This window comes from Microbacterium sp. LWS13-1.2 (assembly GCF_040144835.1).
In the GTDB taxonomy this organism is placed as follows: domain Bacteria; phylum Actinomycetota; class Actinomycetes; order Actinomycetales; family Microbacteriaceae; genus Microbacterium.
The window spans coordinates 1,684,633-1,706,019 of sequence record NZ_CP151632.1 but is presented as its reverse complement, the minus strand read 5'-3'; the positions used below and the strand labels follow the sequence as shown (position 1 = coordinate 1,706,019).

The following is a 21,387-nucleotide window of genomic DNA, read 5'->3' as shown; positions in this document are numbered from 1 at the left end:
GTATCCTCTTCTAGTTGCCTGCTCGCAGGCAGCTCGCCCCGATAGCTCAGTGGCAGAGCACTTCCATGGTAAGGAAGGGGTCGTCAGTTCAATCCTGACTCGGGGCTCGCAGCATCCATTTCCATTCACCACGGATGCCGTGCGGCAGGGTAGCTCAGTTGGTGAGAGCGCACGACTCATAATCGTGAGGTCGCGGGTTCAAGCCCCGCTCCTGCTACATCAGAAAAACCCTGGTCAGCGGGGTTTTTCGTTTGCACCTGGCATGGTGGTGTGACGACAGTTGCCACGGTTTGCCCACACTCGCCCACCGTCCTCGCGGCGGAATCCGCCGGCAAACCGCGGAATCTCGCGGGTTCGTGCGGTGGCGAAGCGGTGGCCTCAGGATTCTCGGTAGTGCGCACCGGCACGGGAGTCGCTCCGGAGCGTAGCGTTCATTGTCGCGTGCACTGCAACTCGACCCTCTCGCCGGGGGAGTCTCTGCCGGCGCCGCGCGACCAGTCTGGCGCCATCACACTTCGCCCCCACGCCGGCCCTCGCAGCGTCCATCGTCTCGAGAAATCGTCGGGCACCGACAGCGGCATCTGCGCGGAGCTCTGCGTCGGTTCCAGTGTCACCGGTGTCCCTCATGACCTCAGCGAACACACCTGCCCACGAGCCGTTCAAATCGAGATACCTGGTCATCGCTTCGCGGATGTCATCTGGCCCAGCAGCGTCGCCGGCGATCTCGAGTTGGGCGGCCACCACACGTGCGGCCCCCGCCGCTCCTCCGTGGGCGTTGTACAGGGTCACGTACATGAGGTCGTACTTGTCCTTACGAAGCACCCGCGATAGCACCGCTGCTGCCTTCGCCAGCAAATAGCTGCCGAGGTTCGCAAAGCGAAGCGACACCATCTTCGGGGCCTCGGGGAAGTGGGCACGCGCTGCCGATGGGACGCTCAGTTCTCGTTGCACGGGAGCGAACAGAGCTGCGGCCGGGCCAGCCAGCTTGCTGGCGACCGCCAACCGGGACCCGGGTAACGGCACCGTATCTGCCGTGTGGTCCCAAACGTCACAGAGGAACTCGAGGCGAACTTGAGCGTCGCCGAGCATCGCGTCCCACCGCCACATGTTGGGTGAGGTAAAGCCGCCCGTCGTGAGCGCGTCGTCGAGCCAAGCGAAGTCCGTCGCAAACGAGTGTTCGTCGAAGCCGAGAGCGAAGAGGAGGTCGACATCCGTTGTGCCCTGATGCGGGACCGGCGCATCTGGGGCCAGATATTCCGGATTGAGTCCGCCGATCACCACGAAATCGTCGGTATGAGCTCCAGCCAGCAGCGCGAACCGCACCAGCGCTTCCTCGGCGCGAGCGCGTGACTCGCGAGTTCTCGGGTCAGAAGCCAATTGTCGCCTGCCGCAGGTGCTCAGCAGCTTCGGCCGCACGTCCTCGCTGGCGCAATAGATCCGCATACACGCGAACTCTGGACGCGGTGCGGAACCCCTTCACGTTTTCGGTAAGACGGAACACGTGTGCGTCCGCGGCGTGCATACGGATTCGTCCGCCTGACTCCACTCCAGTAACTTCGGGATGTTGGGACAGTGCGCTACCGGCGGAAAAGATCTGGTGTTCCGGGACGTAAAGGTCGACGGCCGGCACGCTCGTGAGGTAGGGCGCGATGTGGTCCGCTGCCGCTTCGGCGGTAAGTGCCCAGTCGTGGTCTGCCAATGCTTCAGCGAGCACTGAGAGCGACTGCTCCGAATCGCGCCAAGGAACGTGAAACCCGACTATCGCACCTTGTCCCGGACCCGCCATGTAGTGTCCTGCCCAGTCGCTAAGCATGCGGCCGGGGTCGCGAAATTGACGAGTCGCTGATCTGCCGCGCTCGGCACCGGTCTTGGCGGTGTACCGCTGTTCATCAAAGTGACGCAGTACCCGCGCGGTGTGAGCAACTGAGACACCCGCCGTCTCTGCGACGACGGCAACCTGCTCAATCTCTCCTCCACCGCCGGCACCCTCTCGCGCGCGCCACGCGAGTAGCGTCTCGGCCACAGCATCTGCAGCCGCGGACCACTTGAACGCGCGTCCCGCATCTGCGCGGATCGGCTCAAGGCGCGTGATGTAGAGTCGCCGTGGGATAACTATCTGGGCCCGACCGCTTGCATCCGCCCATGACAGCTGCTGTTCTTCCAAAACCTCTCTGGCACCGGGACTGATACGCCGAGCAGTTACCACCGGCGTTACGGTCGCCAAGCCCTCGAGGTCGTGTTCAATCTCGCTTCTTGCCCGCTTAGCATCGGCGGGGAGGCCCTCGCCGACCCACACTGGACGAAGCGCCCAAGAGTCCCATCCATCGCTGATTCGCAACACCTCGCCGTCCCACTCGGGCTGTAACTCTGGTGGAACCGCGCGGCGAAGCGCCGAGACGGAGGGCGAATTCTCTCGGATATCCATGATTAAATCCTACATTGATAAAACTGAATAATCTCGATATTAATGCTCTTCGATCCGATCGTGAGAATACCTGAACATCGACGAAAAAGGCGATGGTCGGGTAGTGAGGGTTCTCTGCCAGCGCGGCCGAGGCAAGACGTGCGTCGTCACCCGCGACGGAGTGCGCACGTAACCAATCGCTGGCGGTAAAGGCCGGGAGCCGAGGATCGGCGGATTCTTGCCCCATGAGATGCCGGGTCCGCACAGAGGGGTCCGGCTCGCACGCGCGTGTCATGCCCGTTCTGACGTCGTCCCGCGACGACCTCGGGCCTGACGCGGGCAGCCTCATCAGTGTGCCTTCGGAGCGTCGGGCATTGCTGAGCATGGCGGCCACATAGTCGAGATCGTCGTCGAACAGCTAGGCTTCCACATTGTGGATAATCTTTTGCGGTGGACGGCATGACCGTCGAACGCGCGTCTGGTGTGCAGTCCGTGGTGCGCGCGTTCGCGGCTCTCGAGGCGATGGGTGATCGAGGAGGGCAGGCAAGCTTGAGCGAGCTCGCCGCCGAACTCGGCTTGGCCATGCCCACCGTTCACCGGTTGTTGCGTACCCTGGTCGATCTCGGGTATGTCAGACAACTTCCATCGCGTCATTACGCACTTGGACCGGGCCTGATGAGGCTTGGCGATCAGGCGACCCGCATGATCGCCGCCTGGGCGCGGCCGGCTCTTGAGGGGCTTGAGTCCTCTGCGCATGAGACTGCGAACCTGGCGGCTCTTGAAGCCGGAATGGTGGTCTACGTGGCCCAAGTGCCGTCGAGACACCAGATGCGTATGTTCACAGAGGTCGGGCGTCGGGTGCACGCGCACTCCACCGGTGTCGGCAAGGCCCTCCTTGCAACAATTCCCGATGATCAGGTCAGCGCAATCGTCCGTAGCATCGGCATGCCTCGTTTCACGTCGAGCACGATCGTGACCGAAGCAGATCTGCTCGCCGAACTCGACGTGATCCGCCAACGAGGCTATGCGATCGATGAAGGTGAGCAAGAGGTGGGCGTTCGCTGTTTCGCCATGGCCATCGCGGGAACTCACCCGGCGATGGGCATTTCGGTGTCTGGTCCCAGCACGCGTGTCACTCTCAGCTCGGCAGATTGGATGGTGCCCGCGCTCCGGGAAACAGCAGGTCGGCTGAAGGCCCAACTGGTCGCCTCCGATCCGGCTCGGTGACGGCAGCTCTGCGGTGAACGGCTGCGTTATCGGGGGCGTACCGACACAACGATATAGGGCCTGCCTGACAGCTCGTCATCGAAGCCTGGAACCAGCCATCTATCGGTCTCGCCTACCAGCTCAACAATGATCTGCAGGTCGAAGGGCGTGTCGGTCATGGAGTTGTCGATCGTCGCGGAGAAGCAGTGGCCCTCCCTCGTCGTCGGGAGTGATAGCCAGGGTTGCGATTGGTCGGTCCGTCGAACCCAGAGGTTCACTGCGTTCGTTCCTCGGGCAGTGACGACAACGGCGATCTCATCCCCTCGCTTTACCTGCTCGGGAGCATCGATCGTTGCTGGCGGGGCAGGCGAACGTGTGAGGTCTGCCAGCGTCGGCGAGAGTCCCGATGCTCCGGTCGAATGCGAGAGCGCTGATGAGACGGCATCACGATCGGCAATGATGGCCGGGAGTCGGTCGCGCCAGTGCCCGCGGGAGTAGTCCGTTTGGCCGAAAGTGAGATCGCTCCTGTACACGCTCGCGACGTCGGATAGGTCCTTCCACGCACGTATTGCAGAGTCGTAGTGTTCCACGGCGTCGAATCCGGCGACGGGTGTGCCCCGGGAGGAGAGGGCAAATGCTGTCGCGGCGCGCAGTTTGGAGGCGGTGAACAGCCCGATGCCGGCCATAATGCGCACGTCTGCCTTCCAGCGTCGCCATGTCGGGTCATCTTCGTCAGGGATCAACTGAGAGGCAGCAGCGAGGTGTGCGAGCGCGGCGCGGGCGAGCCGCTCGAACCTGTCCGCGGAATCGAGTGGTGTCACCTTGGCGATGGCCCCGCCCAATGTGATCGCCGATACGAACTCGTCCACTGTCGCAAACAGCTGCGGATCGAGTGAACTGACGTTGCCGAAGTGGTGCGGCGGGTTCATGTCGAAGTCGGAGTTGGCGGGCCAGCCGGATTCCGCGTACGGATTTGCTGTCGGCGCGGCGTCTCTGATGATCGGCACCGGCGTGATCATCTCCGGCCAGTAGACGTTGTTCGCCACGGACGGCGCATGCGTCAGCAGCAGGTAGGGAAGGATGCGGGTCGCTGACGCAAGAGCCTGTTCGGCCTCGTCGGCGGCGTCGCCGAAGTCCTGCCGCAATGCGCGCTTCCACACGTCGGGTTCGGTCATGGGGTCGTATGTCAATCGCCCCCACAGTCGATATGTGTATGAGAACTTGCGCCAATCGTCGATGCCGAGCGCGAGGTCCGCATCCTCGTAGACCTCGCGACCACCCGTGGAGCCGGACCCCTTCTTGCCCTTGAACGACATCGGCTCGAACCACTCGACTCCGAGGGCCCCGCCGAATGACGCCTCCCGCCCGATGCCCGCCGCCATGGCTGGGTCCCCCCACATGAGCACCCGCTGGGTACCCGGCCACACCCGGTAGATCAGGTCGTACGTGCGATCGGAGCGGAGGAAGTCACCGTAGCCGTATCGAGTGAAGCTGCGGCGTGAGGTGACGGAGGTGCCGGTGACGGTCGGGTCGTGATGCCCGGTGTTCGGTGAGCCCACGAAGCGCGGTCGTCCCTGGTCATCGACCAAAGCCGGCGGCGCGGCTTCCCGTGTGCGGATGGACGCCTGGTGGTATGGCGGACCCATGTGCTCCGCCCAGTACTTGGGCGAGAGCACGAGCTTCTTGCCCAACGCGTCCACGGTGGCGATCAAGTTCTCGTCGACGCCCTTCGCGTGGAAGTCGAGCTCGTGGAGCGTATCGACTTCGCTAAGGCGCTCAAGAACGGTGGCCCAGAATTCGTGCGTGGGCTCGGGCACGCCGCCCTCGAAGTGGACGCGGAAAGTGATCCCCGAGATCTCCGGTACTTGGCGGAGGAGCTCGACGAGGGCATCGCGGCAGTAGATCGCGTGTGTTTCGGAGCCCAGCCCGAGGATTCGATGCCTTTCGTCGGCGCGATCGGTGCCGTAGTCGTAGGCGTGGTTCCACAGGCCGAGGCGAAACGAGATCCCTCGGCGGACGGTCTCGCGGGCAATGAACTTCAGCAGGTCCATGTTCTCTTCGCGTTCGGCGGCGGGCAGGCCATCGACGCTCACGTCGTAGCCCGGCAGCTTCAGCACGTACGGATAGAAGAAGCAGAAGTAGGTATCGTCCACCTGTCGATCGATCAGGTAGTCGTAGCCCGCTCCGGCCGTGAATGTGAAGCGGTTGATGCGGTGGCGCGCGAGCTCGTCGAGGTACTCGACCCAGAACTCACGTTTGCGAAACCACGGAGAGTCTTCCGGCTCGCTGGTGAACAGCCGCATGATACCTCGGACCGCGTTCGTCGGCTCCTCGACTCGTTCCCGCAGAGCATGCATGACATCGCCTCCGGTCCGGAGTGTGTCCTCGATCTCGAGAAGCGCATACACGACGCCTCTCTCGTCTCCAGCGATCACGCGGCCGTCGGGACCAGTGATCACTGCGAAGGCTTCCGACACTCCGTGTACGCGCGCAGCGGTCTCGCCGAGAGCCATGTCGTCTGTACTCGTGACTCGCAGGGCAATGGATTTCCCCCCGCCGCTTTGCGCCCTCTCGACCTGAGCTATCGCCCAGCGCACGGCGTCGCTCGCGTAAAGACTCGACGTTTGATCCACCGTGACCGACACGCTGACCTGGTCGCTCATGTTCTGCCTCGCTTCCGTCCCCGGCGAGCGGGAGCTGTAGACCGTTCGCCCCGCGGATCAAACCGGATTCTTGCGCAGATGGCGCACGGTGCTACTTCCCGGCTTCCGCATGATCGCACGTGCATCTGCACACCTGCGATGGGCGTTGCGGACCGCCTCGTGCAGCAACAATAAGCACTCCCCACCGGCTGCCGGCAACGATTTTCGTGAGCGGACGCATTATTGCGCAAGCCATCTTCCCGCCGTTGACGGCGCTGCGTGAGATCCCATAGCCTTCCACAGCAGCGAAGTGAATTCCGAATTGCAGAATACTTCGATGCGCAGATGAATGGAGCAATGGTGCCCGATCACAGGACTTGGCGCTCCTCAGTCAGCGACCTGGTGCGTAGCCGGTGAGCGCTCTCAAGGAGCTCACGGAGGTTCGGCGACCGAGGGGTGCGCCGAGAGTACGGGAGCGAAACCCAGACAATAAGGCGGCGTACCTCTTCCTCGCGCCGTGGCTCGTTGGACTCTTCGTCATCACGCTCGGTCCGATGCTGGCGTCTCTGGTGCTGTCCTTCACGGACTACAACCTGCTGCAACCGCCCGAGTGGATCGGCCTGGAGAACTTCGAAAGAATGGCGGGCGATCCACGCCTCTGGGCGTCATTGCGGGTCACCTTCGTCTACGTCGTCGTGTCCGTCCCCGTGCAGCTTGCAGTGGCGCTGGCGGTGGCGCTGCTGCTGGATCGGGGGATGCGCGGGCTGCCGTTTTACCGTTCGGTGTTGTATCTGCCTTCGCTGCTCGGTGCATCGGTGGCCATCGCCGTGCTCTGGCGGCAGATGTTCGGTGCAGACGGGCTGGTCAACCAAGTGCTTGGAATGCTCGGGTTCACCGATCTGCCCAGCTGGATCTCCAACCCGGATACCGCGCTCAGCACGCTCATCCTGCTCCACGTGTGGACTTTCGGGTCGCCGATGATCATCTTCCTCGCGGGGCTTCGTCAGATCCCCCGTCAGTACTACGAGGCGGCGGCGTTGGACGGCGCGGGCAGGGTGACGCGCTTCGTACGCATCACGCTGCCGCTGCTCTCTCCCATCATCTTCTTCAACTTGGTCCTGCAGATCATCGGCGCATTCCAGTCGTTCACTCAGGCATTCATCGTTTCAGGGGGTACAGGCGGTCCGGCTGATTCGACGCTCTTCTTCACCCTGTACCTCTATCAGAGAGGGTTCGGGCAATTCGACATGGGGTACGCGTCAGCGATGGCCTGGCTGCTCGTCGTGATCATCGCGGCGTTCACCGCCGTCAACTTCCTCTTCGCACGTTGGTGGGTGTTCTATGACGACTGACTCGACCATGCAAGCGACGCGGACGGTGGTGCTGCCCGACGCTGCCCGCCAGCGGGAGATAGGCCCGCGCATCCGCCTAACAGGCTGGCGCGGATCACGTCTCCGTTCCGTGCTGAAACACGCCGCCTTGATTCTCGCGGCGATCGTGATGATCTATCCGTTGCTCTGGATGGTCGTGAGCTCCCTCCGTCCGAATGACCTGATCTTCAGGCAACCGGGTCTGTGGCTGTCGACGCTTGAGTTCGACAACTATGTCAACGGTTGGAACGCACTCACTTATCCCTTCAGCCAGTACCTCCTCAACTCGGCGATCGTGGTGATCGGTGCGATTCTCGGCAATCTCATCTCGTGCTCGCTGGCAGCGTATGCGTTCGCGCGACTGCGATTTCGCGGGCGACGGCTGTGGTTTGCGGTCATGCTGCTCACGGTGATGCTGCCGTTTCATGTCGTGGTCGTGCCCCAATACATCTTGTTCTCGCAGCTCGGATGGGTGAACACCTTCTTGCCGCTGATCATCCCGAAGTTCCTGGCGACAGACGCGTTCTTCGTCTTCCTGATGGTGCAGTTCATCCGCGGGATTCCGCGCGAACTCGATGAAGCGGCGCGAATAGATGGGTGCGGCAAACTTCGTACCTTCTACCACGTGATTCTCCCGCTCATGGTGCCCGCCCTGGCGACGACCGCCATCTTCACGTTCATCTGGACGTGGAACGACTTCTTCACCGCGCTGATCTACCTGACTTCGCCCGACATGCTCACAGTTCCGCTGGCATTGCGAGTCTTCATCGATTCGACCGGCGGAAGCGACTGGGGGGCGATGTTCGCGATGTCGGTCGTTTCCTTGCTGCCGATATTCCTCGCGTTCTTGCTCGGCCAGCGGTTCCTGGTCAAGGGCATCGCGACGACCGGGTTGAAATGAGGTCCGAAACGGATGCGCAGTACCGACGGCTAGCCGTGAGGAACACGACCGCGAGGCGGTCACATCGGGCGACATCGTTGTCCCACACCTTGAGAGAAGGAGCAGATCAAAATGCCTGAACGACACAACTTTTTCCGGCGGGCATCCGTCGTCATCGCGATGGCGACAGCCGTCGCCGTCGCCGTGAGTGGCTGCGGCGCCTCAAGTGGCGGCGAGAGTGCCGAGGGGCCATCGACCATCGGCCTGACCTGGTGGGGAAACGCGGTGCGGGATGAGAATACGCGGGCACTCGCGGACGCGTTCACCGAGCTCGACCCTGACATCACGGTGGAGACGACCAATAGTGATTGGGGTGGATATTGGGACAAACTCGCGACGCAAGTGGCAGCCGGCAACGCTCCAGACGTCATTCAGATGGACGACAAGTACATCCGTGAGTACGGCGGACGAGGAGCCCTTCTTGAGTTGAGTGATGCAGGGATCGACACCTCGATGTTCGTACCCGGTTCGGTCGATCCCGGAGAAACCGCGGAGGGCCTCATGGGTATATCTGCAGGCATCATCGCCCCCGCGATCGTCATCAATCCGGCGTTCTTCGAAGCCGCCGGTGTTGCGATTCCGGATGACAGCACCTGGACGTGGGATGACTTCACAGCCTTGGCAGCCGAACTCACGGAAAAGTCACCGGAGGGAACGTTCGGCACCGCACTGCCGATCATCAACGAACTCTCCATCAATGTGTGGCTGCGCCAGCATGGCAAGGAGGCCTTCAGCGAGGACGGTCTGGGATTCGACGCTGACGACCTCGCGGGATGGTTCGAGTTCAACCTGGACTTGCAGGAGGCGGGCGCTGCTCCGGGCGCTGACAAGGCGGCAGAAGACATGGGCAAGCCCATCGACCAGACCGCGTTCGCGCTCGGTCAGGTCGGCATGAACTGGATCTGGTCGAATCAGCTCAATGCCTACGACGCCGCCATGGGCGGAGGCCTTCAGCTTCTTCGGTACCCGTCGCTCGACGGCACCGCAGCGGACGCGCAGCTCTGGTACAAGGCGTCGATGCTCTGGTCGATCTCCGCGCGGTCCAAGGATCCGCAGGCGGCTGCAGAACTGATCAACTTCCTGGTCAACACGCCCGACGCTGCCCAGATCCAGACCACGGAGCGCGGCATCCCGGCGAACACAGATCTGCGGGAGTCGATCCAGGACAAGCTCACGGACTCGGATGAAGTCCACGTCGCCTACCTGGATGCGATCGAGTCAGAACTGGGCGCACCGGTCGTGCTGCCTCCGGTCGGCGCGGGAAACTTCCCGCTTGTCCTTCAGCGGTACAGCGAGGACGTGCTGTTCGGTCGGACGACTCCTGACCAAGCGGCCACCGCGATGATCGACGAACTCGAGGCGAACATCGCCGCCGCCGGTTGACAGGCGACAGCTCGTCCCTCAGTCAGAAAGGAGAGGCAGTGACTGCCATGAAGTTCGGAGTGCTCGGAGCAGGTCTGATCGCAACGATCCCCAAGGGGGTGATCAGCAACATTCATCACCTGCGGGACAAGATTGAGATCACGGCGATCGCCGATCTCAACGCTGACCTCGCTGCATCCGTCGCACAGACCTACGGCATACCGCGCAGCTTCGACAGCTTGAACGCCATGCTGGAGTACGGAGATTTCGAAGCCGTCGCCAACCTCACGCCGACGCCAGCGCATTTCGAGACATCGCTCGTCATTCTCAACGCAGGAAAGCACCTCGCGCTCGAAAAGCCGATCTGCAATACGGTCGAGGAGATCGAGGAGATCGAGCGGACCGCCAAGGCAAATGGGGTGACGGTGGTGTATGCGCCGCCGTCGATGCTGTACCCCAGCCGTCGTGAGGCGCGCCGCCTGCTCGCGTCCGAGATGATCGGTCGGCCGACCCTCGTCAAGAGCCGCACATCGGGTGCGGGGCCTGCGAGCAGTCCTTGGCCCATCGACCCCAGCTCTTACTACAAGGGGCATGGATCGCTCTGGGAGATAGGGGTGTACTCGATCTTCGAAATGATGACGGTACTCAACCGCCCTGTGAAGAGCGTGTTCGGTTACTTTGGGCGAACCGAGGACACGCGGACCGTGCCGTCAGGTCCCTATCGCGGTCTGGTCGTTCCCGTCGAGTACGACGACAACCACGTCATCAGCCTGGACTTCGGCGACTCTCTGTTCGGTGTGTTCGACAGCACCTATAACGTGTGGGCGTCGCAAGCCCCGCGCATGGAGATCTTCGGACGGAAGGGAACGATGTCGGTCTGGGACAACATCGACTTCATGAACCCCCGGCTCGACGTCTACCAGGTTGACACTGATCGTGATGTCAAAGGCTGGATGTCCGTGGACTTCAACCACAATGTGCTGGCGCGCCAGCATGCGGCGAACGTTCAGCGCGCGATGTTCCTCGAGCATCTGGTGGACGTCGTGCACGACGGGGCGCAGAACGAGATGCCGTTCGACCGGGCGCGACACATCATGGAGATCATGGTCAAGGCCGAGCTGTCCGGCCAAACCGGTGAGGCGCAACCGATCGAATCGACATTCGCCCCGACGGTGATCGACACGAGCTTCAGCGACACGGCGGGGATCGCTCAATGAGCGGGAGCATCTTCGCTGTCGGTTCCGGAGAACCAGGCACCCACGCCGGTGTTCTTGCAACGGTGCAGGCTGACCGCGAGAGTCTCGACGTGATCGATCAGCTCGATACCGGCGAGGTCACCTATCTTGCAGTTCGCCCGGGCGGGGGAATCGTCTATGCCACGATCGAAACGGCGGGAGGTTCACAGTTGCTGACACTCGCGGTCGATGGCCTGTTCGGCCTGCGAATCCTGAATGCTGTCGCATGTGGACCGGGGCCGACGAGTCACGTGATGGTGACGGCAAATTTGCAGTTCATCGTTGTCGCCGGATACGGATCAAGCTCCATCACGACATTCGCATGCGACTCGGACGGGGTGGCTCGTGGGGAGAGTGACACTCTTGTCTTCGAGGGTGAGGGGCCGAATCGTGATCGGCAGACACAGTCGCACCCCCATCAGGTCGTCGAGTACGAGGGCGACCTCTTGGTGCCCGACCTCGGAAGTGATCGACTTCTAAGAGTGTCGATCGATGACACGGGGTCGTTGGCCCTGCTCGAGTCCTGGGAGGTGCCGGCGGGTTCTGGACCGAGGCATGTGCTACCCCATAAACACCTGCTCCTACTCGTCGCTGAACTGTCTGGCGAGCTGCTGTGGTCGGAGGATCCACGTGTCGGATGGCGGGTGGAGCCCAGCTGCGTCACCCGCATGCCGCCGCCCGCCCCCTCGGCGATCATCAGCCGGGGGCCTGATTCAGTCCTCCTGGCGAATCGGGGACCGGGCGTCATCTCCATCTGGGATACCTCGCAGGCGGTCCCGCGGTTGATCGAGGACATCGACTCAGGGCCGTCTTGGCCGCGGGACATGGAGGACAGCGAGGACCTGATCGTGGTCGCCAACTCGCGAGACTCTCAGCTGTGCGGACTGGATGCCGACGGCGGAGAGATTCTCTGGCGCACGAAGTGGGATCACCCCACGAGTGTCGTCAACCTGGATTCGTGAGATTCGTCGCTCTGCTCGACTCGCGCACGACGAGTTGCGACGGCAGTTCTATGCGCTCGTGAACCTCTTCGCCGGAATGAGCGGCGTGGACCATTTCGACGGCTCGTGCCGCGATCGCGGTCACCGGCTGACGGATGCTCGTTAGCGGAGGCTCCATTCGGGCAGCGCGCTCGACGTCGTCGAAACCCACGATGCTCACATCGTCGGGAATGGACAGCCCTAACGCGTCTACGACGCGATAGACGATGAACGCCATGTCATCGCTGAGCGCGAAGACGCCCAGTCGTTCGTCAATCTCCACGAAGGGCTTGAAGAACTCGGAGGTCACCTGCAAGAGCTCCCAATCCGTCGTCACACGGTCGATCACAGCGCCTTGCTGATACTCGGCGATCGCCTGCCGGAAACCGGTTTCGCGGGCGCGGCCAAAGCGGAACTGCGGAGCGCCGGTGACGATGAGGAATCGACGGATGCCTGTCGAGGCAAGATGCACCCCCGCGTCGTAACCACCGCGCCAGTCCGTTGTGCCGATGCTCGGCAGGTCGCCGCCGACATCAGACCGAGGGTCAAGCAGCACGATCGGGATCCGAAGGCCCCTCAGCTGGTCAAGCTGCCGTGTCGTCGGCGTGATGACCCCGAGGATGATCCCCGACGGCCGGCGTGTCGCAACCCGCGCGGGCCAGTCGTCCTCGGGCTCATCACGTTCGAGCGTGAGGGCGAGATCGTAGCCAACCCGGAACGCCGCTTCGCGGGCGCCTCGCACCACGGCGTCCGTCCATGACCCGCTGAATGTGCCCAACACAAGCTCGACAAGCCTCGTGTCGAGATTGCGGGGACGCCCCCGCGTCGTCGCCGAGCGTTCATAGCCCAGCTGTTCGGCCGCCGCGATGACTCGCGCGCGCGTCCCGGCCCCGAACTCACCACGACCACTCATGACACGTGATGCCGATGAGACTGACACGCCTGCCGCCACGGCGACATCGTGGAGAGTGATCGTGTGGTCGGGGCTACCCGTGGGCATTCGAGATCCTCGTGGCGAGCGGGCATCCGGGGCGGTCCCAAACCGTGTGGCTCACCTCAGCGGTGACTTTACCGCCAACGGTCCAGTGACGGTAAGTCATGGGCATGGCCCGGGAACCGTCGAAACTAGGCCGATACAGCCGTTCGAAGGAGATTCTTCTTGCGGCGCCGCATCTCATGAAGGATGGGCTCGGTGTAGCCATTCGGCTGAGTGGCTCCTTCGATGACCAGCCTGCGAGCAGTCTCGAACGCCAAGCCGGGTCCGTCAGGGCCGATGAGCACTTCGTAGTCCGGATCGCCTGCATTCTGTGCGTCAACGACGGGCGCCAGACGACGGAGGCTTTCGTCGATGTCCGTGATGTCGATCAATCCGTGTGCAAGCCAGTTTGCGAGGAGTTGGCTGGAGATCCGCAGCGTCGCGCGGTCCTCCATGAGGGAAACCCCGTGGATGTCCGGCACTTTTGAACAGCCCACGCCGGCATCGATCCACCGGACGACATATCCGAGGATGGACTGGATATTGTTGTCGAGCTCCTCCCGTACCTGCGCTCGGTTCCGCTCTCCCTCCCAGAGCGGAAGGCGCAGGATCTCCGAGATGTCGGGCAGGGGAGAGGCCGCGATAGCGTCCTGCGCGGAGGCGACGTCGACGTCGTGATAGTGAACCGCGTGGAGGGTTGCGGCTGTCGGTGAGGGAACCCAGGCCGTTGTCGCACCCGAGCGGGGATGGACTGCCTTCTGCTCGAGCATGTCGTGCATCAGGTCTGGCATCGCCCACATGCCCTTACCGATCTGTGCGTGCCCGCGGAAGCCCGCCGACAGTCCTGCCGCGACGTTGGCCTGCTCGTACGCGGCCATGAACGGCTGGTTTCGCATTCCGGCTTTCGGGACCATCGCCCCAGCCTGAAGTGAGGTGTGTATCTCGTCGCCCGTGCGATCGAGGAAGCCGGTGTTGATGAAGACGATTCGATCGGATGCTTCGGCGATCGCCGCCCTCAGATTGACCGTCGTTCGGCGCTCTTCATCCATGATGCCGATCTTCAGTGAGCGCGCGGGAAGATCCAGCAGTTTCTCCACGCGCGCGAAGAGGTCGACGGCGAAGCGCACCTCGTCCGGGCCGTGCATTTTCGGCTTCACGATGTACATCGATCCCATACGCGAATTGGGACGATGTCCTTCGCCGCGAAGGTCGGACACCGCGCCTAGGGCGGTCATGGCGGCGTCGAGAATTCCCTCGAAGACATCGTCGCCGTGCAGGTCGCGAACCGCGTCTGTCGTCATGAGGTGGCCGACGTTTCGAATGAGAAGGAGCGACCTGCCGGGGACGATGATCTCTTCTCGGTCCGGAGAGGTGTACTGCCGGTCCTCATTCATCGTGCGCACAAACGACCGATCGCCCTTGGTCACGTGTGTCGACAGTGTGCCACGCATCAGATCTCGCCAGTTGCGATAGCCGAGTGCCTTGTCATCGGCGTCGACTGCGGCGACTGAATCCTCGAGATCCATGATGGTGGTGACGGCCGACTCGAGTACGAGATCGTCGATGCCGGCCGGGTCGTTGGCTCCGATCGCTCCTGAACGGTCGAAGCGAATCTCGATGTGCAGGCCGTGGTGACGGAGAAGGACCGAGTCGGGTGTTTCGGGATGGCCGGTATAGCCCCGGAAGTCGCTGCTCCTGGCGAGCGCCGTCTCCGATCCGTCTGTCATCTCGATGACGAGGTCTCGACCAGTGACGCGATACGCCGTCGCCTGTGCGTGCGAACCTCGGACAAGGCGCGCGCCGCGGTCCAGGAAGTCTCGACCGAAGGCGATGACAGCAGCTCCGCGGACCGGGTTGTACGTGTCACCTCTGTCGCGTCCGCTCTGTTCGGGGATGGCGTCGGTGCCGTAGAGCGCGTCGTATAGGGACCCCCATCGGGCATTCGCTGCGTTAATCGCGAACCGGGCGTTCAGCAGGGGAACCACGAGTTGGGGTCCCGCAGTTCCGCTGATCTCCGGGTCGACGCTCGTAGTTGAGACCGTGAACTGCTGGGGTTCCTTCGTGAGATATCCGATCTCACGAAGGAACGTGCGGTATGTGTCCGGGTCGGGTCTTCCGGGGTGAGTTCGGTGGAATGCGTCCAGACGCTTCTGAAGCGCGTTGCGGTGCGAGAGAAGTGCGCGATTGCGTGGGGTGAGATCCGTGACGATCGCTGCCAGGCCTGCCCAGAAGTCGTCGACGGACAGCCCGAGCGCGTTGAGCTCTTCTTCAGCGAAGGCCACGATCGGTGCCGCGACGTCTAATCCCGCCTTCATCTGTCGTGTCGATGTCATGACTCCGCTCCTTCTGCGCCGATTTCAGCAAGGGTCAACTCGGCGACCTGGATGTCCTGCTCGGGGGCGCCTCCGGCTATCCCGAGGCCGCCGACAAGCAGGCCGTCGAAGATCAGGGGGACGCCGCCGGCGATGCTCGTGAGGCGTCCCCCGCTTCCATGTTCGAGCGCCGAGACGAGATCGGCCCGCATGGAAGCACTCGGTCGCCGGGTGGATGCCGCAGTGTCAGCCTTGCGCCGGCTGGTTTCCACACTGTGCGGCGTAGCCCCGTCTGCGCGCGCGAAGGCCACCAGATTCATCGATGGATCCACGACGCAGACCACTGCACGGATCCCGACTTCGGCGCCGATCCGTACCGCGGCGGCGACAGCATGCGCTGCGGTGTCATAGGTGATGGTCGGCTGTCGTGTGTGGGTTGCCACGTGTAGCTCCGCTTCGCTCAAGGACTGGTCTGGGTCTGGGTCTGGGCTGCGGTTGTCGGCACCGCCACTCAACACTATCCAGCAATAGCGCAATGCGGAATATCAAATCCGCATTGCGGAAGAAACGAGATGAAGGTATAACGGGGGAGCAACAACAAAAGCAGGGCATGTGCGCGACCCTCGCGTCGGCCGTGCCTGATCCCGAACTCGTCGCCCGTGGTTGCCGGGATGCCAACTCACTCGACCGACGGAGGTCTGGATGACAGCGAAGCTGGAGTACGCAGATCTGAGCACAGCTGAGCTCGCCCGCCTTCGCGAGGAGTTTTCCACTCTCGCGACGCTTGCCAACGACCTTGCCGGCCAGTTCGCGATACAGCCTCTTCTCGACCGAATCCTGCGACATGCGTTGGAGCTGCTCAACTGCGAGAGCGGATCGATCTGCACGGTGGACGAGGAGGCACACGTTTACCGAAAGGAGGTCGATCTTGGCGTCGGATGCCAGTCTGGGCAGACGTTCCCCTTGACCGAGGGTGTCACCGGGGAAATCGTGCGCAAGAACGACGCCGTTGTGTTCGACAACTACTCCGACGTTCCCGGTGGCCACATCCCCGAACGTGAACGCGCGTTCGTTCACGGAGTGATCGGCGTACCCATCCGCTGGAACGGCGCCATCATCGGGAGCTGCATCGCCTTCAGCAAGGATGACCGGCGACGGTTCACAGCGTCCGATGTCGCGATCCTGGAGCTGTTCGCCACTCACGCAGCGATAGCGATTGCGAATGCGCGGTTGCACTCCCTCGCGACGGCCCGGGCCAGTGACGCCGCCATTCTCGCCGAACGCGAGCGTCTCATCCGTGACGTGTCGGACACCCTTGGACGTGGACTGACGGATGTGTTGCGCTACCTCGACGCGGTGGAGCGTGCACAGGACTCCGGGCAGCGAACCGCCGGCATCCTGCGCGCGCGCACGGCAGCCCGAGCAGTCCTCAGTGACGCACGCCGCACGGTACTCGACACCGGCGGCGGACGCTTCGACGGAAACTCCTTGGTTGAGGCCATCCGGCTCGAACTCGAGTGGGCAGCATCCAGCGTCAGCATCGAGACGAAGTTCAGCGTTCTTGGAGAGCAGCAGGCGCTGGATGCGGAGATCAGCCGACAGGTATTTCGCGTCACGCAGGAAGCGCTGACCAATGTCGTCACGCACGCCCATGCCCATAACGTTCGAGTCGGATTGATCTTCTCGGACGAGCGGGTGTCGATCCTCGTCGAGGACGACGGTCGCGGCTTCGATCTTCAGACGGGGCGAGGCCATCCGTCTCCGCCCCTCCTGAACGGAAACGGGATCCACGGCTTAGTGGCGAGAGTCCGGCGGCTCGGCGGAGATCTCCAACTCGAGTCCACCCCCGGGTGGGGTACCAGGTTGCGGGCAGAACTTCCGCTGCTTCCGGCCGGGCCCACGGGGACACGCGCGCGGTGGCGCGTCCTCATCGTGCACGACCAGCCCGTCGTCAGAGCAGGACTGGTCAGGATGCTGAGCCTGACGGATCCCGACATTCAGGTGGTCGCCGAGATCGAGAGCTCCGACGACGTGGTCGAGGCCTGCGAGATGCTCCAACCTCACGTGGTGCTGGCGGATATCGACAGCCCCACACTCGAAGGCTCGCGCCTCAGCGCCTACCTTCATCGCGCGGCGCCATCCGTCGCGGTGCTGCTCTTGATCGGCTCGGTCGGCGATGAGGCTGTTCGCAACGCGGCGCGCAACGGCGCATTCGGATTCGTGTCTCGAGACATCGATGCGACCGGCCTGACCCGCGCGGTCGTCGGCGCTGCAGGCGGTGGTCAGAGCGGGCTCTTGATCACCACCCAGATGCTCGATAGGGCGGGCGTGATCGCCGGGCCCGACCACCTCACTACGCGTGAAAGGCAGGTTCGCGAACTGGTCGAACAGGGGCTTCCGGACAAGCAGATCGCGGCCCGCCTCGGCATTTCCGTCAAGACCGCGGAGAAGCACGTCGGCGCGGTTCTGAGGAAGACCGGCTCGGCGAATCGCACGTCGCTTGCTGCGAATTCCCCGTCGAGACGGTGAGCGCCCGGCTGGGGGAGATCCCTACCAAAAGGGCGGGATTGTCCCAATACCCCGCCTCGCGCGGCTCTCTTAGCGTCGTATCAGCGGACAACAAAGGAGAGGTCAGCATGCCGGTCGTCACTACGAAGGAGATCGTCGATAGGGCGTTCGAGCTGCGATACGGCGTCCCCGCCGTCAACGTCTTCAACGACTTGTCGATGGAGTCCGTCCTCTCCGGGGCCGTCGAAGCGCAGTCGCCGGTGATCGTTCAGACATCCGTCAAGACGGTGAGATCGTTGGGCGCAGCGACCATCTATGCGTCCTGGACGGCGATGACGTCGGGAGTCGATGTACCCGTAGCCCTCCACCTTGATCACTGCCCCGACCGAGACGTAATCAGCGAGTGTCTTCGACTGGGGTGGAACTCGGTCCTGTTCGATGCGTCACAACTGTCGGTCGCCGAGAATCAGCGTCAGACGCTCGAGGTGGTCGCGGAGGCGAGGAAACACGGGGCGGATGTCGAAGGCGAAATCGAGGCGATCACCGGAGTCGAGGACGGCCACGGATCCGACGAGGAATCCAGGCGAGAGAGTCTCGACACAGCGGTTTCGTTCATTCGCGCCACGGGAGTCGACATGTTCGCGCCGGCGATCGGCAACGCGCACGGTGAGTATCGGACCACACCCACTCTCGATGTCGATCGTGTGCGCGATCTGGTTGCCCTCACGTCGGTCCCGATCGCGTTGCACGGCGGCACCGGAATCGGTCCTGAGGCCGTCAGAGACCTGATCAGCGCCGGATGCGCGAAGGTCAACGTGTCTACGGGTCTGAAGCTCGCCTTCATGAAATCCAGCCTGTCGTTCTTGCGCGAGGCTGAGACGCGGGGCGTGTGGGATCCACCCTCACTGTTCTCTTTCGCCGGGCAGACGATGTCGTCTCTGACCCGCGACCTGGCGAATGCATTCGGGAGTTCAGGGCGGGCAGCGCTGTGACGACTCTCATTTTCGACTGCGACGGAGTGCTTGCCGATACCGAGCGTGAGGGCCATCTGCCCGCATTCAATGCCATGTTCGCGGATATCGGCCTCCCCGTCGAATGGTCGGATGACGACTACGCCAGACTCGTGTCTGTCGGGGGCGGCAAGGAGCGGTTGAAGACGCTGCTCACGCCCAGATTCGTCTCCGACAATGCGCTGCCCACGGGCACGGAAGACCAGGCGCGGCTCGTGGCGAACTGGCACGACCGCAAGTCGGCCGTCTATCGCGGTCTGATCGAGTCCGGACAGATTCCTCCCCGGCCCGGCATCCCTCGCCTCATTCGCCAGGCTGCCGAGGAAGGGTGGCAGCTCGCCGTCGCCTCCACCTCGGCCAGCGCATCCGTTCACGCTGTCCTCGAGCGGGTCGCGGGCCAGCACTTGGCCGCGCTATTCGCGGTCTTCGCGGGCGACATCGTGAGGAACAAGAAACCCGCACCGGACATTTATAACCTTGCACGCGCAGCGCTGGGAGCTGATCCCGAGACGACACTCGTCATCGAAGACAGCGGCATCGGCGTGGCGGCGGCGTCTGCGGCGGGCTTGACCACGGTGGTCACCGCAAGCACCTATACGCGACATGACGACTTCTCGGGAAGCGCGTTGGTGCTGACTTCACTCGGAGATTCGGGCGAGCCGGCGAGGGTCATCAGCGACCCATTCAGCGTCGAGCCCGGACCAGAAGTCCAGCTCGCCGACCTTTCGCTCGTGCTGCAGCGTGCGGGCGTCGATGCCCAGGGGAAGGTCGGGAAATGAATCGCGACGGCATCGAGGACGTGGAATTCATCGTGCTCATCACGGCGAGGACCGCCGTTGAACGCGAGGCTGAGTTCGGCGATCTGGACGCGGTCGTCGGAGACGGCGATCTCGGGTATTCATTGGCCCGAGGGTTCGAAGTCGTTCTGGCCAGGTGGGATTCGTTCGATCGCGCAGACATCGGAACGTTCCTGCAGGGTATCGCCCTGGCAATCGCCAGTCGCGTCGGAGGCACCTCCGGGCCGATATGGGGCACCGGTTTCCTGAGGGCGGCCATGATCGCGCGCGGTCTGCAATCAGTCACTCCATCCCAAGTGGGCGACATGCTCGACGCTGCCGTCTCGGGGATCAAGGAGCGAGGTAAGGCCGAGATCGGGGACAAGACCCTTCTGGACGTCTTGAAGCCGATGAGCGACTGCCTGCGTGAAGCGATCGAACGCGAGGTGGAGTCCGCGGAGTTGCTTCCTCTGCTCGCTCGAACCGCTCGATCGGCCGCCGAGGCAACCAGCGGGCTCCAAGCGCGCCGCGGTCGTGCGAGTTACAGCGGTGAGCGAAGCATCGGGTCGCCTGACGCAGGCGCGATGGTCGTCGCCATCATCCTCGAACAGATCTCGTACCTGTGGCCTGAGCGGGCACTGCAGGTCGAAGCCAAAGGAGTCCAAGGACCATGAAGAAGTTCGTCAATGAGCCGAAGAATTTCGTCGCCGAAATGCTCGAAGGCATCGCGCTCGCGAACCCGACCACCCTGCAATACGAGTCCGCATGCAATCTGATCATGCGAAAGGGCGCTCCGTTCGCCGGCAAGGTGTCGATAGTGCAGGGGTCGGGATCTGGTCACGAGCCGGCACACGTTCTGACCGTCGGCCGCGGGATGCTCGATGCCGCCTGCCCCGGCGACATTTTTGCCGCCCCGCCCGTCGAGTACGTCTATGAAACAACGAAACGCCTCGCTTCCGACAGCGGCGTCCTCCTTCTGGTGAACAACTACACCGGCGATCGCATGGCATTCGAGATGGCCCAAGAGCTCAGTCGTGCCGATGGCGTCGACGTCCGCACAGTCTTCATCGACGACGACGTATCGGTTCAAGATTCGACATACACAGTCGGACGGCGCGGCGTTGCGGGCAACTTCTTCGTCATCAAAGCGGTCGGCGCAGCCTCGGAGCGAGGTGCCGACATCGACGAGCTCGTCCGCATCGGAGAGAAGGTGAACTCCGTCACCCGCAGCATGGGCGTCGCCCTGACGGCCTGCACCCCTCCCGCGAAGGGAAGCCCGCTCTTCCACCTCGGCGATGACGAGATCGAGATCGGAGTTGGAATCCACGGCGAGCCTGGCCGTCGCAGGGCGGCCATCGTCGATGCAGACGTCTTGACGGACGAAATGCTGGACTCGGTCGTCGGCGATCTTCCATACCAAGCCGGTGACCGTGTGGCGCTCATGATCAACGGCCTCGGGGGCACGCCGATCGGTGAACTGTACGTCATCTACCGAAGAGCGCATCAGCGCCTGTCCAAAGCGGGCATCGCAATCGGCCGATCGTATGTCGGCGACTACTGCACCTCGCTGGACATGGCCGGAGCATCGATCACGCTCGTGCGGCTCGATGAAGAGATCGAGTCGCTGCTCGCGGAACCGGCCGAGGCCGGCATCCGGATTTTCTGA

The 21,387-nt window shown here is 63.1% G+C and carries 17 protein-coding genes and 2 tRNA genes; 13 read left to right on the top strand and 6 right to left on the bottom strand.

The annotated features are described in order from the left end of the window. Nucleotides 1-35 precede the first annotated feature (35 nt). Together MRBLWS13_RS08195 and MRBLWS13_RS08190 are read left to right on the top strand one after the other, a co-directional pair. Nucleotides 36-107 (top strand) — tRNA-Thr (locus MRBLWS13_RS08195). Nucleotides 108-143: 36 nt separating this feature from the next. Beyond that, nucleotides 144-217, top strand: a tRNA-Met gene (locus tag MRBLWS13_RS08190). Between the two features lie 161 nt (nt 218-378). Here MRBLWS13_RS08190 and MRBLWS13_RS08185 read toward each other — a convergent pair. After that, complete coding sequence (locus MRBLWS13_RS08185) at nt 379-1,323, bottom strand: hypothetical protein (RefSeq protein WP_349428529.1); 945 nt, start codon at nt 1,321-1,323, stop codon at nt 379-381. A 43-nt stretch (nt 1,324-1,366) separates the two neighbouring features. After that, on the bottom strand, nt 1,367-2,425 hold the full coding sequence (locus MRBLWS13_RS08180; protein ID WP_349428528.1) for a type IV toxin-antitoxin system AbiEi family antitoxin: 1,059 nt from the start codon (nt 2,423-2,425) through the stop codon (nt 1,367-1,369). A 438-nt stretch (nt 2,426-2,863) separates the two neighbouring features. Here MRBLWS13_RS08180 and MRBLWS13_RS08175 point away from each other — a divergent pair, with 438 nt between their 5' ends. Continuing rightward, nucleotides 2,864-3,631, top strand: coding sequence for an IclR family transcriptional regulator (locus tag MRBLWS13_RS08175; protein ID WP_349429021.1), 768 nt, complete (start codon nt 2,864-2,866; stop codon nt 3,629-3,631). 26 nt (nt 3,632-3,657) lie between these two features. On the opposite strand, the gene MRBLWS13_RS08170 is transcribed toward MRBLWS13_RS08175, so the two are convergent. Continuing rightward, nucleotides 3,658-6,273: a hypothetical protein gene (locus tag MRBLWS13_RS08170; RefSeq protein ID WP_349428527.1), complete on the bottom strand. Its 2,616-nt coding sequence runs from the start codon at nt 6,271-6,273 to the stop codon at nt 3,658-3,660. Nucleotides 6,274-6,665: 392 nt separating this feature from the next. Here MRBLWS13_RS08170 and MRBLWS13_RS08165 point away from each other — a divergent pair, with 392 nt between their 5' ends. From MRBLWS13_RS08165 to MRBLWS13_RS08145, 5 genes are all read left to right on the top strand, one after another. Next, entirely contained in the window at nt 6,666-7,604 is a 939-nt protein-coding gene (locus MRBLWS13_RS08165) for a sugar ABC transporter permease (protein ID WP_349428526.1), read from the top strand. Beyond that, nucleotides 7,594-8,523, top strand: coding sequence for a carbohydrate ABC transporter permease (locus MRBLWS13_RS08160; RefSeq protein ID WP_349428525.1), 930 nt, complete (start codon nt 7,594-7,596; stop codon nt 8,521-8,523). The genes MRBLWS13_RS08165 and MRBLWS13_RS08160 overlap by 11 nt, the downstream gene beginning before the upstream one ends. A 111-nt stretch (nt 8,524-8,634) precedes the next feature. Continuing rightward, nucleotides 8,635-9,945, top strand: coding sequence for an extracellular solute-binding protein (locus MRBLWS13_RS08155; protein WP_349428524.1), 1,311 nt, complete (start codon nt 8,635-8,637; stop codon nt 9,943-9,945). Nucleotides 9,946-9,992: 47 nt separating this feature from the next. Continuing rightward, on the top strand, nt 9,993-11,141 hold the full coding sequence (locus MRBLWS13_RS08150; protein WP_349429020.1) for a Gfo/Idh/MocA family oxidoreductase: 1,149 nt from the start codon (nt 9,993-9,995) through the stop codon (nt 11,139-11,141). Beyond that, complete coding sequence (locus MRBLWS13_RS08145; RefSeq protein WP_349428523.1) at nt 11,138-12,121, top strand: beta-propeller fold lactonase family protein; 984 nt, start codon at nt 11,138-11,140, stop codon at nt 12,119-12,121. The genes MRBLWS13_RS08150 and MRBLWS13_RS08145 overlap by 4 nt, the downstream gene beginning before the upstream one ends. On the opposite strand, the gene MRBLWS13_RS08140 is transcribed toward MRBLWS13_RS08145, so the two are convergent. The 3 genes from MRBLWS13_RS08140 to MRBLWS13_RS08130 all read right to left on the bottom strand — a co-directional run bounded on the left by MRBLWS13_RS08140 (nt 12,105) and on the right by MRBLWS13_RS08130 (nt 15,870). Beyond that, entirely contained in the window at nt 12,105-13,091 is a 987-nt protein-coding gene (locus MRBLWS13_RS08140; RefSeq protein WP_349428522.1) for a LacI family DNA-binding transcriptional regulator, read from the bottom strand. The genes MRBLWS13_RS08145 and MRBLWS13_RS08140 overlap by 17 nt on opposite strands. A 173-nt stretch (nt 13,092-13,264) precedes the next feature. Further along, nucleotides 13,265-15,448: a malate synthase G gene (locus MRBLWS13_RS08135; protein ID WP_349428521.1), complete on the bottom strand. Its 2,184-nt coding sequence runs from the start codon at nt 15,446-15,448 to the stop codon at nt 13,265-13,267. Continuing rightward, nucleotides 15,445-15,870 carry a heme-binding protein gene (locus MRBLWS13_RS08130; RefSeq protein WP_349428520.1) on the bottom strand — a complete coding sequence of 142 codons (426 nt, stop codon included), beginning with the start codon at nt 15,868-15,870 and terminating at the stop codon, nt 15,445-15,447. The genes MRBLWS13_RS08135 and MRBLWS13_RS08130 overlap by 4 nt, the downstream gene beginning before the upstream one ends. 259 nt (nt 15,871-16,129) lie before the next feature. Here MRBLWS13_RS08130 and MRBLWS13_RS08125 point away from each other — a divergent pair, with 259 nt between their 5' ends. The 5 genes from MRBLWS13_RS08125 to dhaK all read left to right on the top strand — a co-directional run bounded on the left by MRBLWS13_RS08125 (nt 16,130) and on the right by dhaK (nt 21,387). Beyond that, nucleotides 16,130-17,956, top strand: a complete 1,827-nt coding sequence (locus tag MRBLWS13_RS08125) for a GAF domain-containing protein (RefSeq protein WP_349428519.1) — start codon at nt 16,130-16,132, stop codon at nt 17,954-17,956. A 107-nt stretch (nt 17,957-18,063) separates the two neighbouring features. After that, nucleotides 18,064-18,927 carry a class II fructose-bisphosphate aldolase gene (locus MRBLWS13_RS08120; protein ID WP_349428518.1) on the top strand — a complete coding sequence of 288 codons (864 nt, stop codon included), beginning with the start codon at nt 18,064-18,066 and terminating at the stop codon, nt 18,925-18,927. A 26-nt stretch (nt 18,928-18,953) separates the two neighbouring features. After that, on the top strand, nt 18,954-19,724 hold the full coding sequence (locus MRBLWS13_RS08115) for an HAD-IA family hydrolase (protein WP_349428517.1): 771 nt from the start codon (nt 18,954-18,956) through the stop codon (nt 19,722-19,724). Beyond that, complete coding sequence (gene dhaL / locus MRBLWS13_RS08110; RefSeq protein WP_349428516.1) at nt 19,721-20,395, top strand: dihydroxyacetone kinase subunit DhaL; 675 nt, start codon at nt 19,721-19,723, stop codon at nt 20,393-20,395. The genes MRBLWS13_RS08115 and dhaL overlap by 4 nt, the downstream gene beginning before the upstream one ends. Then, nucleotides 20,392-21,387, top strand: a complete 996-nt coding sequence (dhaK, locus tag MRBLWS13_RS08105) for a dihydroxyacetone kinase subunit DhaK (protein ID WP_349428515.1) — start codon at nt 20,392-20,394, stop codon at nt 21,385-21,387. The genes dhaL and dhaK overlap by 4 nt, the downstream gene beginning before the upstream one ends.